General features: G+C 66.1%; 16 protein-coding genes and 1 riboswitch. Of the genes, 1 reads left to right on the top strand and 15 read right to left on the bottom strand.

Translation table 11 applies throughout. The features are described from left to right. Positions 1–61: 61 nt before the first annotated feature. From B2790_RS16560 to cobO, 15 genes are all read right to left on the bottom strand, one after another. The gene (locus B2790_RS16560; RefSeq protein ID WP_274079965.1) at positions 62–613 is read right to left on the bottom strand and encodes a glutathione peroxidase; all 552 of its coding nucleotides are present in this window, start codon (positions 611–613) and stop codon (positions 62–64) included. A gap of 45 nt (positions 614–658) precedes the next feature. Next, a complete protein-coding gene (locus B2790_RS16555) occupies positions 659–781 on the bottom strand; it encodes a hypothetical protein (protein WP_256220389.1) in 123 nt (40 codons plus the stop codon). Then, positions 778–1,980 (bottom strand): MFS transporter, encoded by a 1,203-nt coding sequence (locus B2790_RS16550; RefSeq protein WP_414708597.1) that lies wholly within the window; start codon positions 1,978–1,980, stop codon positions 778–780. The genes B2790_RS16555 and B2790_RS16550 overlap by 4 nt, the downstream gene beginning before the upstream one ends. Positions 1,981–2,043: 63 nt before the next feature. After that, the gene (locus B2790_RS16545; protein WP_025338032.1) at positions 2,044–2,448 is read right to left on the bottom strand and encodes a MarR family winged helix-turn-helix transcriptional regulator; all 405 of its coding nucleotides are present in this window, start codon (positions 2,446–2,448) and stop codon (positions 2,044–2,046) included. Positions 2,449–2,655: 207 nt separating this feature from the next. After that, positions 2,656–3,774, bottom strand: a complete 1,119-nt coding sequence (locus B2790_RS16540) for a glycoside hydrolase family 5 protein (RefSeq protein WP_286919242.1) — start codon at positions 3,772–3,774, stop codon at positions 2,656–2,658. Positions 3,775–3,997: 223 nt separating this feature from the next. Beyond that, positions 3,998–4,720 carry an adenosylcobinamide-GDP ribazoletransferase gene (locus tag B2790_RS16535; RefSeq protein ID WP_286919241.1) on the bottom strand — a complete coding sequence of 241 codons (723 nt, stop codon included), beginning with the start codon at positions 4,718–4,720 and terminating at the stop codon, positions 3,998–4,000. A gap of 1 nt (position 4,721) precedes the next feature. Next, positions 4,722–5,288 carry a histidine phosphatase family protein gene (locus B2790_RS16530; protein ID WP_025338028.1) on the bottom strand — a complete coding sequence of 189 codons (567 nt, stop codon included), beginning with the start codon at positions 5,286–5,288 and terminating at the stop codon, positions 4,722–4,724. Further along, complete coding sequence (cobT, locus tag B2790_RS16525; protein WP_182328617.1) at positions 5,285–6,340, bottom strand: nicotinate-nucleotide--dimethylbenzimidazole phosphoribosyltransferase; 1,056 nt, start codon at positions 6,338–6,340, stop codon at positions 5,285–5,287. The genes B2790_RS16530 and cobT overlap by 4 nt, the downstream gene beginning before the upstream one ends. Then, a complete protein-coding gene (gene cobU, locus B2790_RS16520) occupies positions 6,337–6,858 on the bottom strand; it encodes a bifunctional adenosylcobinamide kinase/adenosylcobinamide-phosphate guanylyltransferase (RefSeq protein ID WP_013971381.1) in 522 nt (173 codons plus the stop codon). The genes cobT and cobU overlap by 4 nt, the downstream gene beginning before the upstream one ends. Before the next feature lies 1 nt (position 6,859). Beyond that, the gene (locus tag B2790_RS16515; protein ID WP_286919240.1) at positions 6,860–8,314 is read right to left on the bottom strand and encodes a cobyric acid synthase; all 1,455 of its coding nucleotides are present in this window, start codon (positions 8,312–8,314) and stop codon (positions 6,860–6,862) included. Then, positions 8,311–9,303 (bottom strand): threonine-phosphate decarboxylase CobD, encoded by a 993-nt coding sequence (cobD, locus tag B2790_RS16510; RefSeq protein WP_286919239.1) that lies wholly within the window; start codon positions 9,301–9,303, stop codon positions 8,311–8,313. Before cobD ends, B2790_RS16515 begins: the two co-directional genes overlap by 4 nt. Beyond that, complete coding sequence (gene cbiB, locus B2790_RS16505; RefSeq protein WP_015269245.1) at positions 9,296–10,204, bottom strand: adenosylcobinamide-phosphate synthase CbiB; 909 nt, start codon at positions 10,202–10,204, stop codon at positions 9,296–9,298. Before cbiB ends, cobD begins: the two co-directional genes overlap by 8 nt. Further along, positions 10,201–10,851 carry a 5,6-dimethylbenzimidazole synthase gene (gene bluB, locus B2790_RS16500; RefSeq protein WP_025338024.1) on the bottom strand — a complete coding sequence of 217 codons (651 nt, stop codon included), beginning with the start codon at positions 10,849–10,851 and terminating at the stop codon, positions 10,201–10,203. The genes cbiB and bluB overlap by 4 nt, the downstream gene beginning before the upstream one ends. Next, the gene (locus tag B2790_RS16495; RefSeq protein ID WP_286919238.1) at positions 10,848–12,143 is read right to left on the bottom strand and encodes a cobyrinate a,c-diamide synthase; all 1,296 of its coding nucleotides are present in this window, start codon (positions 12,141–12,143) and stop codon (positions 10,848–10,850) included. The genes bluB and B2790_RS16495 overlap by 4 nt, the downstream gene beginning before the upstream one ends. Beyond that, positions 12,140–12,751 carry a cob(I)yrinic acid a,c-diamide adenosyltransferase gene (gene cobO, locus B2790_RS16490; protein WP_013971375.1) on the bottom strand — a complete coding sequence of 204 codons (612 nt, stop codon included), beginning with the start codon at positions 12,749–12,751 and terminating at the stop codon, positions 12,140–12,142. Before cobO ends, B2790_RS16495 begins: the two co-directional genes overlap by 4 nt. 120 nt (positions 12,752–12,871) lie before the next feature. Then, positions 12,872–13,091: riboswitch (cobalamin riboswitch) on the bottom strand. A 167-nt stretch (positions 13,092–13,258) separates the two neighbouring features. Here cobO and B2790_RS16485 point away from each other — a divergent pair. Beyond that, a complete protein-coding gene (locus tag B2790_RS16485; RefSeq protein WP_286919237.1) occupies positions 13,259–13,837 on the top strand; it encodes a hypothetical protein in 579 nt (192 codons plus the stop codon). The last annotated feature ends 700 nt before the right edge of the window (positions 13,838–14,537 follow it).

Raw genomic sequence — 14,537 nt, 5'->3', positions numbered from 1 at the left:
AAGAGCAAGAGCAAGAGCAAGAGCAAGAGCAAGAGCAAGAGCAAGAGCAAGAGCAGCCAGGTTATGGCTGGGAGGCAATGGCCTTTTCGATGGCTGCCCGGAACGCTGGATCATCCGGCTTGGTCAGGCTGGAGAAGTTACCTATCACCTTGCCTTTACGGTCCACCACGTACTTGTAGAAATTCCACTTCGGCGCACTGCTCTGGCTGGCCAGCTCCGCGAACAGCGGTATCGCATCCGCGCCCCGAACCGCCTGTGTCTTGGTCATGGTAAAGGTGACGCCATAGTTGGCATAACAAACCTTGGCAGTCTTCTCGCTGTCGGCGTCCTCCTGCTTGAAGTCATTGGAAGGCACACCAAGCATTTCCAGGCCTTGATCGTGGTATTCCTTGTATGTCGCCTCAAGCCCCTCGAACTGCGGCGCAAAACCGCAGTAACTGGCCGTGTTGACCACCACCAGCGGCTTGCCGGCAAAGCGCTGGCACAGGTCCACCTGCCCCTTGCCCCGCAACTCTGGCAGGCTACCCTGCAACAACGCCGGGCAATCGGCAGCCCAGCTCGATGCGCCGGCAAGCAAGGCCAGCACCGGCACCGTCAACCAATGTGCACGCATGACTCGTTCTCCCGCAAGACAACCCCTGAACTTGCAGGGTAGCGCCTAACAAACACTCATGCCCAGCTGCATCAGCGCCATCCCGCCCTTGTGCCAGCCCCACCACACCAGCGCCAGCAGCAACAGGGCGGCGACGGCCAGTAGCCCTCGAGCCAGGTAGCGGCTCATGCGGCCTGGGCCTGCAGGCGGGCGACCGGGCGTTCGCGCACGGGCCAGTTGAGGGCGGCAGCCAGCAGACTGAGCAGGATGGAAATCTGCCAGACCAGGTCGTAGCTGCCGGTGCGGTCATACACTACCCCGCCCAACCAGCCGCCCAGGAAGGCGCCCAGCTGGTGGAACAGGAAGACGATACCGCCAAGCATGGACAGGTTGCGCACGCCGAACACAGTGGCCACCGTGCCGTTGGTCAACGGCACCGTGGACAACCACAGCAGGCCCATGGCGATGCCGAACAGGTAAGCGCTGACTTCAGTCACCGGCGCCCAGAGGAACAGCACGATCACTACCGCACGCAGCAGGTACAACCCGGTCAGCAGACGCGGCTTGGACATGCGCCCGCCCAGCCAGCCCGCGGTGAAGGTACCGACGATATTGAACAGGCCTACCAGCGCCAGCACCGTTGTGCCGGTGGTCGCGGCCAGGTGCTGGTCGACCAGGTAGGCCGGCAGGTGCACGCCAATGAACACCACCTGGAAACCACAAACGAAAAAGCCCAGCGCCAGCAACCAGAAGCCGGAGTTCGAGCACGCCTCGCGCAGGGCCTGGCCCAGGGTCTGTTCGGCACCATGAGTGGGCAGCGGCCGGTCGCGCAGCAGGCCAACGAAGGGCACGATCAGCGCCACCATCAGGCCCAGTACCAGCAACGCTGCGGACCAGCCCAGCCACTGGATCAGGCCGAGGGTGCCCGGCAACATCGCGAACTGGCCGAAAGAACCGGCAGCGCTGGCAATGCCCATGGCCATGCTGCGCTTCTCCGCCGGCACGGCACGCCCAACCACGCCGAGGATGACCGAGAACGAGGTGCCGGACAGGCCGATACCGATCAGCAAGCCGGCACTCAGCGACAACGACCAGGCCGAGTCGGCCATGCCCATCAGCACCAACCCGGCAGCGTAGAGAATACCGCCAATGATCACCACCCGCGCCGCGCCCATGCGGTCGGCCAGAGCGCCGGCGAACGGTTGCGCCAGCCCCCAGATCAGGTTCTGCAAGGCAATGGCGAAGGCGAATACCTCACGCCCCCAGCCGAAGTCCGCGCTCATAGGCGCCAGGAACAGGCCGAAGCCGTGCCGCACACCCAGGGACAGCGCCAGGATCAGCGCTGCCCCCACCAATACCCACCCGCTGGTTCGCCACACCGAAGTCATTGTCGTTATCTCCAGCACATCGCAAGGTTTTACGGGTATATACCCGCTTATAGTCGTATCAATTCAAGCCAGCTGGTTCAGCAAACGCACCAGTTCATCCCGCTGCCCTGCCCCCAGCCGCTCCACCAGTTCGGCCTGAGCCTGTTCCCAGGCTGGATGGGCAGCGCGCAGCAGCTGGGTACCGGCCTCGGTCAGCAGCACCACGCGGTTGCGCTGATCGTCACCATCGGCCAAGGCCACCAGCCCTTCAGCCTCCAGCACCCGCAGGTTGCGGCCCAGGGTACTACGCTCCAGGCCCATGGCCTCCGCCAGGGTGGTGATACTGGGGCGATCGAGCCGCTGCAGATGACGCAACAGGGAAAACTGGGCGACATTGACCCCGAAGCCGGCAAGGGCCTCGTCGTAATGCCGACTCACCCCACGGGCGGCACGACGCAGATGGGTGCAGATGCATTCACTGGTCAACATGGATACGTGTATATACCCGCGTCATGTGTGTTGCAAGAGATTTCACGATTACCGACGCCCCCTAATGCCTGTCAGATAGCGTTAATGGGGCTGCTACGCAGCCCATCGCCGGCAAGCCAGCTCCCACAGGTACAGCGTTGCTCTCGAGGTTGTCGCTGTATCTGTGGGAGCTGGCTTGCCGGCGATGGGCCGCAAAGCGGCCCCCAATTACTTAACCAGGCTCAAGCGCCGGCGAATCGGCTCGAACTCTACTGTAGCCTTGCGCACCAGCGGGTCTGGAGCGCCCTGCTCGATTGCTTGCCAATAGCGCCACGGCACCTTGGCCGAGCCCAGTTCGTAGTCCATGCCGTCCCAGTTATCTTCACGGAAGCTGTAGAAGGCCCAGTGCAACCGGTGGCGATCCAGCACGCTGAGCACGTCTTCCAGGTATTGCCGGCACCCCGGCAGCCTGCGCATGCAGCCGAACTCGCCCACCACCAACCGCGAGCGGGGCACGTTCATGGCCGCGGCCCAGTCCAGCGGCTGGCGCAGGTATTGCGCCACACGCTGGCCATCCCACTGCTGCGTCTGCCCCGCGAACGGTGCCGAGCCGGGATAGGCGATGGGTTGCTTGCGCGTCATGTTCGGTGCACTGGTCACCAGATAGGGCTCGTACATGTGCACGCTGTAGAGCACCCGCTGGTCTTCCAGAGGTGCCGGCCAGTAACCAAAGGCGTCGGCGGCGGCGAACCAGCCGGCATCGAGCATGACCGGCGTGTCCGCGTCCTCCTCGCGAATGGCCGCTATCAACTGCCGATACAGGGCCGGCAGATCACGCGCACTGCCCTGCTGCCGTGCATACCACTGCTGCATTTGCCCAGGGTCGGCATGCTCGGCCAGGCCACCTTGCTTCTCCGGGGCGGGCTCGTTGACCAGGTTGTAGGCGGCGATGGCCGGGTGACCTTTCAGCTCACGGGCCAGATCCCGCCAGAAGGCCGCAGCCTGCAGCCAGTAGCGTTTGTCCTGCCAGAGGCGGTCGTCGAACTGGCCCTGGTTGTTCTGCGACCAGCGCATGCCGGGTAGCGAAAGCGGTGCGATGACCACCTTGAGGCCGGCCTTATAGGCGCGGTCGAGGGTGGCTCGCAGCGTGGCCAGGTCGGCCGCAGGCAGGCCTTGGTAGGCATCGGCATCGCCGAGGAGGAAGTCGCGTTCCGCCGGCTGCCATTTGTCGTAGGACAGCCGCACCCAGGTCGCGCCATAACCGCTCAAGGCGTCGAAGTAGGCTTGATCAGGCGGCAGCCGGTTGAAGCTGTTGCCACCGTGGCGGGGGGTGTTCCAGAAAGCCATGAGATCGGCTGCCATGGCAGCAGGCCCCACGGCTAACAAGAACGCAGCGAGAATGACATGACGCATGGTGCCGACACTCCTCGACAGTTTGCGGGAGGGGCAAGCATACGCCAGTAAAAAGATGCCGGTTCTTGCTGAGTTTTTTCAGGAATTTACCGACACGTTAGGCTCAGAAGCGCCCTACAGACACATCTGATTGCGCGGTCACTTGTAGGAGCAAGGCTCAGAGGCCCAACGCCAACCCCAGCACCACGGCCAGTTCGAGCAACTCCAGCATTGCACCAGCGGTATCGCCGGTAGTCCCGCCCAGGCGCCGGCACATCAGTTGTCGCAACCAGGCAAACACCGCTAACGCCAGCACCACGACCCACCCGCCCAGGACCAGGCAAAAAAGCACACAGCCCAGCAGCACCGAGCCGGCCGCATGCTGGGGCAGATGCTCAGCCAGCGCTTGCCCCAAGCCACCCTGCCGTACATAAGGCGTACTCAGGAACAACCCGAGCATCGCCGCCCGCCCGATCAACGGTGCCAGTAGCAATTGCACGCCAATGCCCTGCTCGACCAGCACCCACAACGCGCAGAACTTCAACAACAGCACCAGCACCAGCGTAACCACGGCAATCGGCCCGCTACGCGGGTCTTTCATGATCAGCAGGGTGCGTTCGCGGTCACCGAAGCCGCCCAGCCAAGCGTCGGCGCTGTCCGCCAGGCCATCCAGATGCAAGGCGCCACTGAGCAACACCCACAACGTCAGCAGCAGGGCCGCGTGCAACGGCGCCGGTGTACCCTCCAGCAAGTGGCTGGCCAGCCACAGCAACAGGCCGAACAGCAACCCGACCAGCGGGTAGCAGAGCAGCGAGCGCCCCACCTCGCGTGGCGCCGGCATGCCCGGCAGACTCACCGGCAGGCTGCTGAGAAACTGCAAGGCAATCCACAACGGCAACATTTCAGCGCCCCTCGACCAACTGGCCGTCGTCACCCGGCACCAGTCGCATCAGCGCAGCGTGGCCGACTTCGACCTGCAGCAACTGCGCCCTCGGCAAACCACGGGCACGGGCCAGCAACAGCCGCATCACGCCGCCATGGGTGACCAGCAGCACACGCTTGCCAGCATGCTGATGGCTCAGGCGCTCGACAGCCGCCAGCACACGCTCGGCGAACGCCTCGACCGGCTCGCCATTGGGCGGTGTAAACGCGTAAGGGTCCGCCCAGAAGCGCCCCAGCGCGTCCGCCTGGTCTTCCATGATCTGCGCCGCACTACGGCCTTCCCAGTCGCCAAAATGCAGTTCCTGCAACGCCGCTTCGCGCTGTACCGGCAGGTTCAGCCGCTCGCCCAGTTCCTCGGCAAAACGCGCGCAGCGCTGCAGCGGCGAACTGACCAGCACCTCCCACGGGCCGGCTTCGGCCACGGCGCCACGCATCTGCGCCCAGCCCTTGTCGGTCAAGGCATCATCAAGGCTGCCACGCAGGCCGCCCTGTTCCGTTTCGCCATGGCGCAGCAGGTCGAGGATCATGCCGGGCGGTCCGCCACCGCAGCCTCGGCGAAGGTCGCCATCTGCCCGTGCAACGCACAGGCCAGGCGCAACAGCGGTACGGCCAGGGCAGCCCCACTGCCCTCGCCCAGGCGCAGGCCCAGGGCCAGCAACGGCTCGGCCTGCAACGCGTCGAGCAAGGCTTTGTGCCCAGGCTCTGCGCCTTGGTGGGCGAACAGCAACCAGGCCCGGCACTGCGGGTTGAGGCGCACCGCCAGCAGCGCGGCGACACTGCAGATGAAGCCGTCCACCAGCACCGCGATACCCGCCTGCGCGCAGCCAATGTAGGCACCGGCCAGCGCCGCGATCTCGAAACCACCGACACAGCCCAGTGCCTGCAATGGATCGTTGGCGCTCAGGCCATGCAGGCTCAGCGCCCGTTCGATGACCTCGGCCTTGTGCCGCACCCCGGCGTGGTCCAGGCCGGTACCCGGGCCACTCAACTCAGCCGGCGGGCAACCCAGCAGGACGCTAGCCAAGGCAGCGGCAGCCGTGGTGTTGCCAATACCCATCTCGCCACCGATGAACAGCTGCGCGCCCTGTTCGGCGGCGCGCAGGGCACTATCGCGGCCAGCCTGCAGGGCGGCCTGCAGCTGGCCCTCGGTCATCGCTGGCTGGCGGGCGAAGTTGGCGGTACCGGCGCCCAGGCGCAGATGGCGCACGCCAGGCAGTTCCAGGTGCGGGTCGATGGTGCCCAGGTCGACCACTTCCAGACTCGCCTGCAGCTGGCGCGCCAGCACGCTGATTGCCGCGCCACCACCGACGAAGTTACGCAGCATCTGCCCGGTCACCGCTTGCGGGTAGGCCGAGATGCCTTCCTCGACCACGCCGTGGTCACCGGCAAAAATGCTGATTGCGGCGTTATCCAAGGTCGGCCGTTCACACCCCTGCAGGCCGGCCAGCTGAATGGCCAAACCTTCCAGTTGGCCCAGCGAACCGGCAGGTTTGGTCAGCTGCTGCTGACGGGCGCGGGCCTGGTCCATGGCGGCGTTGTCGAGGGGTTGGCAGGCGTCACGCCACCAGGCTTGGGTCATAGTGCAGGTCCTTTGAGCATTAGGGGCAGGCCGGCCACGGTCAGCACCACGCGCTGACAGCGTTCAGCCACGGCCTGGTGCAGCCAGCCGGCCAGGTCGACATAGCGCCGGGTCAGCTCGCCCATGGGCACGACGCCCAGGCCGGTTTCGTTACTGACCAGGATGACCGTGCCCGGCAACTGTTCCAGGCAGGCCAGCAGCGCATCACGCTCCTCGGCCAGGCGCTGGTCGTCTTCGAGCATCAGCAGGTTGGTCAGCCACAGGGTCAGGCAATCCACCAGCAGGCAGCGCCCTTCGGCCGCTTCGGCGCGCAGTACCGCGGCCAGGGCCAAGGGCTCTTCGATCAACCCCCAGTCATCGGGGCGACGCTGGCGATGCAGCAGCACGCGTTCGTTCATTTCTCCATCCAGCGGCTGGCTGGTGGCGATATAGGTCACCGGCAGGCCACTGGCGCTGGCCAGCTGTTCGGCCAAGCGGCTCTTGCCCGAGCGGGCGCCACCGAGGATCAGGTTGAGCATGTCAGGCCACCCCACAGAGCTGGCGCAGGCGCGCGGTGTCCAGGTGCTTTTCCACCAGGTCGGCCAGGCGCTCGATATCGCGTTCGCGCAGGGCCTGGTAATCGACGGCCTGCACATCATCCAGCCCAGCCCAGCGCAGCAGCGCCGCGCACGACTGGCTGCCTTCGAACAGGCCGTGCAGGTAGGTGGCAAGTATCTGGCCATCAGCGCTGATAGCACCATCGCAACGGCCATCGGCAAGTTGCACGGCTGGCTGCTCCAGGGCAGGCCCCGTGGTGACGCCGGCATGAATTTCATAACCGGCAACCGGGACTGCCTCCAGGTTCAGCGTGCCGGCAACGTTGCGCAGTTGCTTCTCGGCTTCGAGCACCGTGGCGTAATCGAGCAGGCCAAGCCCCGGGCTGGAGCCGGCGGCCCCTTCGAGACCCAGCGGGTCATGCACTTCGCGGCCCAGCATCTGCAGGCCACCGCAGATCCCGATCAGCTTGCCGCCATAGCGCAGGTGCCGGTCGATGGCCTTGTCCCAACCGCGCTCACGCAGTTGCGCCAGGTCGCCGCGCACACTCTTGGAACCCGGCAGGATGATCAGGTCGGCGGCCGGGATCGGCTGGCCCGGGCCGATGAACTGCAGGTCCACCTGGGGGTGCAGGCGCAGTGGGTCGAAGTCTGTGTGGTTGCTGATACGCGGCAGCACCGGGACGATCACCTTGAGCACGCGCTCGGTCTTCGCCCCCTGGCGCACATCAATGCCGTCTTCGGCTTCCAGATGCAGGTCGTTAACATACGGCAGCACGCCCAGCACCGGCTTGCCGGTGCGCTGCTCCAGCCAGTCCAGCCCCGGCTGCAGCAAGGCTATGTCGCCGCGGAAGCGGTTGATGACAAAGCCCTTTACCCGCGCCTGCTCACTGGGCGACAGCAGTTCCAGCGTGCCGACCAGATGGGCGAACACACCACCACGATTGATGTCGGCAACCAGTATCACCGGGCAGTCCACCGCTTCGGCAAAGCCCATGTTGGCGATGTCACCGGCACGCAGGTTGATCTCCGCTGGCGAGCCCGCACCTTCGACCATGACCACCGGCCAGGCAGCACTCAGGCGCTGGTGCGAAGCCAGCACCGCCTGCATGGCGATAGCCTTGTAGTCGTGGTAGGCCACCGCGTTCATGCTGGTGACGGCACGGCCATGGATGATCACCTGGGCGCCGGTGTCGCTGTTGGGCTTGAGCAGCACCGGGTTCATGTCGGTGTGCGGTTGCAGCCGGCAGGCCTGGGCCTGCACTGCCTGGGCCCGGCCGATCTCACCACCGTCGGCGGTCACCGCGCTGTTCAGCGCCATGTTCTGTGGCTTGAACGGCACCACGCCGACGCCCTGGCGCAACAGCCAGCGGCATAGTGCGGTCACCAGCGTGCTCTTGCCGGCGTCGGAGGTGGTGCCTTGCACCATGAGGGTGGTCATGCCGTTTCCTTCTGATAGGCCGCCAGGGCCTGGGCCAGGCGCTGTTCGTCCGCCGCATGGGCAGGCAGCCCAAGGCGTACCGCCGGCGGGTGCTCGAACAGCCGCACCAGGATGCCGCGGCAGGCAAGAAAGTCATGCAGTTGCGCAGCGTGCTCGCTGCGTACGTACTGAAACAGGTCGCAACCACCGCTGGGTGCCAGGCCGGCGCTGCGCAACAGCATAGCCAGCCGCTGGCTGGCGGCAGCGCAGCGTTCGACCTGCACACGCTGGGCCGCGTGGTCGGCCAGGCTGGCCTGGGCCAGCACCCGGGTCGGGCCATTGACGGTCCACGGCCCCAGCAACTCGGCCAGGCGCAGCAGCAGGCTGCGTTCGGCGGCAACGAACCCCAGGCGCACGCCGGCCAGGCCGAAGAACTTGCCGAACGAGCGCAGCACGATCAGCCCCGGGCGCTCGGCACAATCGACCACGCCATCCGCCGGGGTGTTGTCCATGAACGCTTCGTCGACCAGCAGCCAACCACCGCGGGCGGCCAGGCGCGCATGCCAATCCAACAGGCGTTCACGCGGCACCCGGCGGCCGGTGGGGTTGTTGGGGTTGACCAGCACCAGTACGTCGAGGCTGTCGAGCGTCGCCTCGACCTGCGCTTCGTCCAGCTCCAGCAACTGGTGCCCCGCCCGTTGCCAGGCGTATGGGTGCTCGGCATAGCAAGGCGTCAACACCCCTACCCGGCCGGCTGCGCGCAACAGCGGCAAAGCCTGGATCGCGGCCTGGGAACCGGCCACCGCCAGCAACTGGCGGGCGCCGTAATACGCACGCGCGGCGTCCTCCAGGCCGTCCTCGGTCTCCGGCAGGCGGGCCCAGGCCTCCATGGGAATCGGTGGAATCGGGAAAGGCCATGGCGCAATGCCGCTGGACAGGTCGAGCCACTGCTCGCGGGCGATGCCGTATTGCCGTACCGCCCGCAGCAGGCGGCCTCCGTGTTCAAGCATTGATATAGGCCCCCAGGCAGATCACCAGCAGCCACAGCCATACGCCGCGCTGCACCAGGCCCCAGCCGCGCTCGATGGCGTCGGCGTCAGCCATTGGCCCGTCACCCAGGCGTGGCCGCTCATGCAGCTCGCCGTGGTAAACCGCCGGGCCACCGAGTTCCACCCCTAACGCACCAGCACCGGCGGCCATCACCGGCCCGGCATTGGGGCTGTCCCACAGCGGGCCCTGCTTGCGCCAGCAGGCCAGGGCCAGGCGGGTCTTGCCCAGCAGCGCGTAGGTCAACGCCACCAGCCTGGCGGGAATATAGTTGAGCACATCGTCGACGCGCGCCGCGCACCAGCCGAAGCGTTCGAAGCGCTCGTTGCGGTAGCCCCACATGGCGTCCAGGGTGTTGCTCAGGCGGTACAGCACCACGCCCGGCGCGCCGGCGACCACGAACCAGAACAGCGCCGCGAATACCGCATCGCTGCCATTCTCCAGTACCGATTCGGTGGCCGCCCGGGCCACCGCAGGTTCGTCCAGTTCGCGGGTTTCGCGGCTGACCAGGTAGCCCACACGGCGCCGCGCTTCTTGCAGGTCACCCTGGCGCAAGGCACTGGCCACCGGCAACACGTGTTCGCCCAGGCTGCGCAGCCCGACGGCGCAGTACAGCGCCAGCACGTCGACCAGCCAGCCGATGTACGGCAGCCATGAGAGGATCAGTGCCACCAGGGTAAGCGGCACCACGGCCAGGAACCATGCGCTCACCCCGTGGCTGCGCCAGCCGCGCCCACCGGCATTCAGGCGGCGCTCGAGGTTACTGGCCATGTTGCCGAAGGCTACCAGCGGGTGGCGCCGCTGCGGTTCGCCCAGCAAAGCATCCAGGGCCACCCCGGCCACGGTCAGCAAGGCCACGCTCATTGGCGCTCTCCCCATTGGTTCTCAAAGAGCATTTCACTCAAGGGCCGTTCCTCGGCCCAGTTTTCCAGCACCAGCATCGGTGCCGGGTAGAACTCGGTCACCGGCCCCAGGCACAGCACCGCGACCGGCTTGGCCCCGGCCGGCATGCCCAGCAGCGCCGCCAGCGCCTGCGGGTCGAACAGCGACACCCAGCCCATGCCCAGGCCTTCGCCACGGGCTGCCAGCCACAGGTTCTGGATGGCGCAGGCCAGCGAGGCCAGGTCCATTTCCGGCAGGGTGCGACGGCCGAAGATATGCGGCTCGCGGTTGTCCATCAGGGCGGCCACCAGCAACTCGGCGCAGTCGTTGATGCCTTCCACCTTCAGCTTCATGAAGGCGTCGGAGCGTTCGCCCAAAGCTTCGGCGGTACGCACCCGCTCTGCTTCCACCAAGGCCTGGATGCGCGCACGCAGGTCGCGCCGGGTGATGCGGATGAAACGCCAGGGCTGCATCAGCCCGACGCTGGGCGCCTGGTGCGCGGCAGCCAACAGGCGGCCCAGCAGTTCCGGGGCTACCTCGCCACCGGCGAAATGGCGCATGTCACGGCGCTCGCCGATGGCCCGGTAGATCGCGGCGCGCTCGGCGTCGCTGTAGGCGTGTTCGCTCATGGTCGCAACAGCGCCGCCGCCGCATCCGGGTTGGAGGGGAAGTAGAAGTGCACGTAGGAAGCCGTCAGCCGACCCAGGCGGTACACCGCTTCGTTGCCACGCCCGCCATTGGGGCTCAGGCCACGTGCGATCGGCTCCAGTGCGGTACTGGTCAGCGAATGGTGATAGGTGTGACCGCGCAGGGTGCCTTCAGGCAGTTCCACCGCCTGCAAGGCCAAGGCAGCCAGGCGCTTCTGCATGGTCGCTTCGCCCGGCAGCAGGCCGAGCAGCTCGGCACGCTCGCCGGCCACGTCGGTCAGGGCATCGAGCAGATACAGCATGCCGCCGCACTCGGCCAGCAACGGTTTGCCCTGGGCGTGATGGGCACGGATCGCCTCGTTCATCGGCGCATTACCGGCCAGGGCGTGGTGGTGCAGTTCGGGATAACCGCCCGGCAGATACAGGCTGTCCACTGCTGGTAGTTCGCGGTCATGCAGCGGCGAGAAAAACTCCAGCTGCGCGCCCAGGTTGCGCAGCAGGTCGAGGTTGGCGCCATAGGTGAAGGCGAAGGCCTCGTCCCGCGCCACGCCAATACGCACACCGGCCAATGAGGCAGTACCGGCTTGCAGCTGAGGTTCGGCAAAGGTCACTGGCGGCGGCAAGGCAGCATCGCAACTGGCGCCCAACGCCTCGGCAGCGGCATCCAGGCGAGCGTCCAGGTCGTTCAGTTCGCTGGCCTGGACCAGCCCCAGGTGGCGGCTGGGCAGCTCTATACCGCGCTCGCGGGACAAGCCACCATACCAGCGCAGGCCCTCGGTCAGGCTACCTTCCAGCAGTTGCGCGTGGCGCAGGCTGCCGACCCGGTTGGCCAGCACACCGGCAAACGGCAGGTCCGCCTGGTAGCGTGCAAGGCCCAGGGCCAGCGCGCCGAAGGTCTGGGCCATGGCCGTGCCGTCGATCACCGCCAGCACCGGCACGCCGAAGTGGCGCGCCAGATCGGCGCTGGACGGCGTGCCGTCGAACAGCCCCATCACCCCTTCGATCAGGATCAGGTCGGCCTCGCCGGCGGCTTCCCACAGCAGGCGGCGGCTTTCCTCGGCGCCGATCATCCACAGGTCGAGCTGGTACACCGGCGCGCCGCTGGCCCGCTCGAGGATCATCGGGTCGAGAAAGTCGGGCCCGCACTTGAACACCCGCACCTTGCGCCCAAGGTTGCGGTGCAGGCGGGCCAGGGCGGCGGTGACGGTGGTCTTGCCCTGGCCAGAGGCCGGTGCCGCGATCAGCACGGCGGGGCAATGGCGCGGCTGGCTCACAGTTCCACGCCCTTCTGTGCACGGATGCCGGCCTGGAAGGCGTGCTTGAGCATGCCCATCTCGGTCACGGTGTCGGCCAGCTCGATCATCTCGGGTTTCGCGGCACGGCCAGTGACGATCACATGCTGCATCGGTGGGCGGGCCTGGATGTCGGACAGCACCTGGTCAAGGTCGAGGTAGCCGTGCTTGAGGGCGATGTTCAGTTCATCGAGCACCACGAACTGCACGCTAGGGTCTTGCAGCAACTGGCGCGACACGGCCCAGGCCGCTTCGGCGGCGGCAATGTCGCGCTGGCGGTCCTGGGTTTCCCAGGTAAAGCCCTCGCCCATCACGTGGTAGCGCACCTGCTCGGGGAAGCGGCGGAAGAACAGCTCTTCGCCGGTGCTGTTGCGGCCCTTGATGAACTGCACCACACCGCACTGCATGCCATGGCCCAGGGCGCGCGCGAGCATACCGAAGGCCGAGCTGCTCTTGCCCTTGCCATTGCCGGTCAGCACCAGCAGCAGGCCGCATTCGTTGGGGGAATTGGCGATGCGTTCGTCGATGATCGCCTTCTTGCGCTGCATGCGCGCCAGGTGGCGTTCGTCGCGTTCGGTGGATTCGCTCATCAGGGTTCTCCGCTGGCTGGCACCACGGCAACGCGCGGCGACAGGTAAAAGGCGGGCAGACGGAGAACGCGCAGGGGCCGTGGCCGTACGCCACGGTGCACCGCGCATCACCCTCCGTGATGCCGTTGGCAGTATCAGGCCGGTCTCCGGGCTTGTGAGCGGGCCTTGGCCCAGGCCTGCGCGCCTTCCCGGGTGCTGGCACCCAGTGGCCCTGCGCGGCCGCGACTCACCTACCGTTGCGGGGGCAGCGCCGGAATCGGGCCATGCTGGCACCCACCGGCTTCCCAGTTTCACCCTGCCCAGTCGGGGCTGGCAGGGCACCTGAAACACGCGCGAAGGTTAGAGGGTTGCACCGGGAGCGTCAATCGAAGCGGGCCGCTTTGCAGTCGAACAGGCACCGCCCGGGTAATGGCCAATTCACCTGGTTGTGCCACACTGAATACAGTGATATCACCTAGCCATCACTTTCAGCTGAACGCGATCACAACGATAACAGGAGAGCGCAGCATGCGAGGCCAGATCATCAACAACCCGCGCCTGGAGTTTCTCGCCCCGGTGCTGGAGCGCTGGGGCGACTGTATCGACCGCTTCAACCAGTTTGCCGGCGATGCCGAAGCACCTTACTGGCATGGCGCCGCCGCCAATACCGGGCTGCTTGCCGCAGCGGCCTGGCAGGCCGAACTGGCGGCGCTGCAGCAGTTTGCCGGCAAGAAGCAGCGCGACGAAGGCGAACACGAAGGGCGCTGCGACCTGTCGATCAGCAGTGCCGATGAAGCGCTGTACCTCAGTGTCAGCCAGCGCTGGCCAAAAGTTGCCCGGCTGGACATGGCCGACGCCCTGCAGCAGACCGCTGCCCTGGCGCGCCAGGTGGCCTACCCCAGCCAGTTGAAAGCAGGGGCGCTGTTCATCAGCCCGTGGAAGGCTGGCCAGCATGCCAGCCCCGAGGAACTGCAGGACCTGGTCGACGATCTGCAGAAACATACCGACTGTGCCATCGCCTGGTACTTCCCGTATGCCTATCGCAAGTTGCACAATGAGCTGGGGCAGTATTTCCCGGGGGTGGCGTTGTTGCTCAAGCAGGCTTGAAGCAACTTCGGCTCGGGCCGGGGCCGGAACTCGTTTCGCAAGCGCGACGTGGCTTTTGTGGGAGCGGGCGTGCCCGCGAAGAATCCAACGCGGTGGCTGGCACGCGTTAGCAAGCGCGACGTGGTTTCTGTGGGAGCGGGCGTGCCCGCGAAGAATCCAACGCTGTGGCTGGCACCGGCTGCGCCGGTGTTCGCGGGCGCGCCCGCTCCCACAGAGCCCCTGCTAAACCTTTCAGTTATATGCGGTTCCGGTTTTGCCGTCTGTGTATTTCGATTCCTCGGTGGTCATTCAAGGCTCCTGTCATAGTGAAGCGACCACCGACCGCGGCTAAACAGTATGGTGGCAGCTGTACGTGGGTTAGCCGACCGGGACGTCAGGCACCCGGCGCACCCGCAGGTGCCCCACGCACAGCCGCCATAAGGCGCCAATGCCGATTACTCGGTATTGCTCAGCTGCGGTGTCTGACGATTTCGGGCGGCTAACCCGGTCATTGAAGGTCAACGACATGCCGAGACGAGAGACCGCATTTGGCGCGCGCAACGGAGAATAGGTGTTAAGAGTATCTTTGGGAAACGGCCTACAAGAAAGGTGTTAAATCTGATTCTTGGTCTCGCCCCCACGCCACCTTTGCAACAGCAGCGGCGCATCTCACTGGCACATTGAGCCACCACCAGACCTGCTTGCTCTTGCTCTTGCTCTT

The organism is Pseudomonas sp. UBA6753 (assembly GCF_002453565.1).
Classification (GTDB): domain Bacteria; phylum Pseudomonadota; class Gammaproteobacteria; order Pseudomonadales; family Pseudomonadaceae; genus Aquipseudomonas; species Aquipseudomonas putida_Z.
The sequence above is the reverse complement of the archived record's forward strand: the minus strand, read 5'-3'. Positions and strand labels throughout refer to the sequence as shown.

Coding starts and splice junctions, on each gene's coding strand:
- B2790_RS16560 (WP_274079965.1), bottom strand. CDS start 613: ATGCGTGCACATTGGTTGACGGTGCCGGTGCTGGCCTTGCTTGCCGGC.
- B2790_RS16555 (WP_256220389.1), bottom strand. CDS start 781: ATGAGCCGCTACCTGGCTCGAGGGCTACTGGCCGTCGCCGCCCTGTTG.
- B2790_RS16550 (WP_414708597.1), bottom strand. CDS start 1,980: ATGACTTCGGTGTGGCGAACCAGCGGGTGGGTATTGGTGGGGGCAGCG.
- B2790_RS16545 (WP_025338032.1), bottom strand. CDS start 2,448: ATGTTGACCAGTGAATGCATCTGCACCCATCTGCGTCGTGCCGCCCGT.
- B2790_RS16540 (WP_286919242.1), bottom strand. CDS start 3,774: ATGGCTTTCTGGAACACCCCCCGCCACGGTGGCAACAGCTTCAACCGG.
- B2790_RS16535 (WP_286919241.1), bottom strand. CDS start 4,720: ATGTTGCCGTTGTGGATTGCCTTGCAGTTTCTCAGCAGCCTGCCGGTG.
- B2790_RS16530 (WP_025338028.1), bottom strand. CDS start 5,288: ATGATCCTCGACCTGCTGCGCCATGGCGAAACGGAACAGGGCGGCCTG.
- cobT (WP_182328617.1), bottom strand. CDS start 6,340: ATGACCCAAGCCTGGTGGCGTGACGCCTGCCAACCCCTCGACAACGCC.
- cobU (WP_013971381.1), bottom strand. CDS start 6,858: ATGCTCAACCTGATCCTCGGTGGCGCCCGCTCGGGCAAGAGCCGCTTG.
- B2790_RS16515 (WP_286919240.1), bottom strand. CDS start 8,314: ATGACCACCCTCATGGTGCAAGGCACCACCTCCGACGCCGGCAAGAGC.
- cobD (WP_286919239.1), bottom strand. CDS start 9,303: ATGCTTGAACACGGAGGCCGCCTGCTGCGGGCGGTACGGCAATACGGC.
- cbiB (WP_015269245.1), bottom strand. CDS start 10,204: ATGAGCGTGGCCTTGCTGACCGTGGCCGGGGTGGCCCTGGATGCTTTG.
- bluB (WP_025338024.1), bottom strand. CDS start 10,851: ATGAGCGAACACGCCTACAGCGACGCCGAGCGCGCCGCGATCTACCGG.
- cobO (WP_013971375.1), bottom strand. CDS start 12,751: ATGAGCGAATCCACCGAACGCGACGAACGCCACCTGGCGCGCATGCAG.
- B2790_RS16485 (WP_286919237.1), top strand. CDS start 13,259: ATGCGAGGCCAGATCATCAACAACCCGCGCCTGGAGTTTCTCGCCCCG.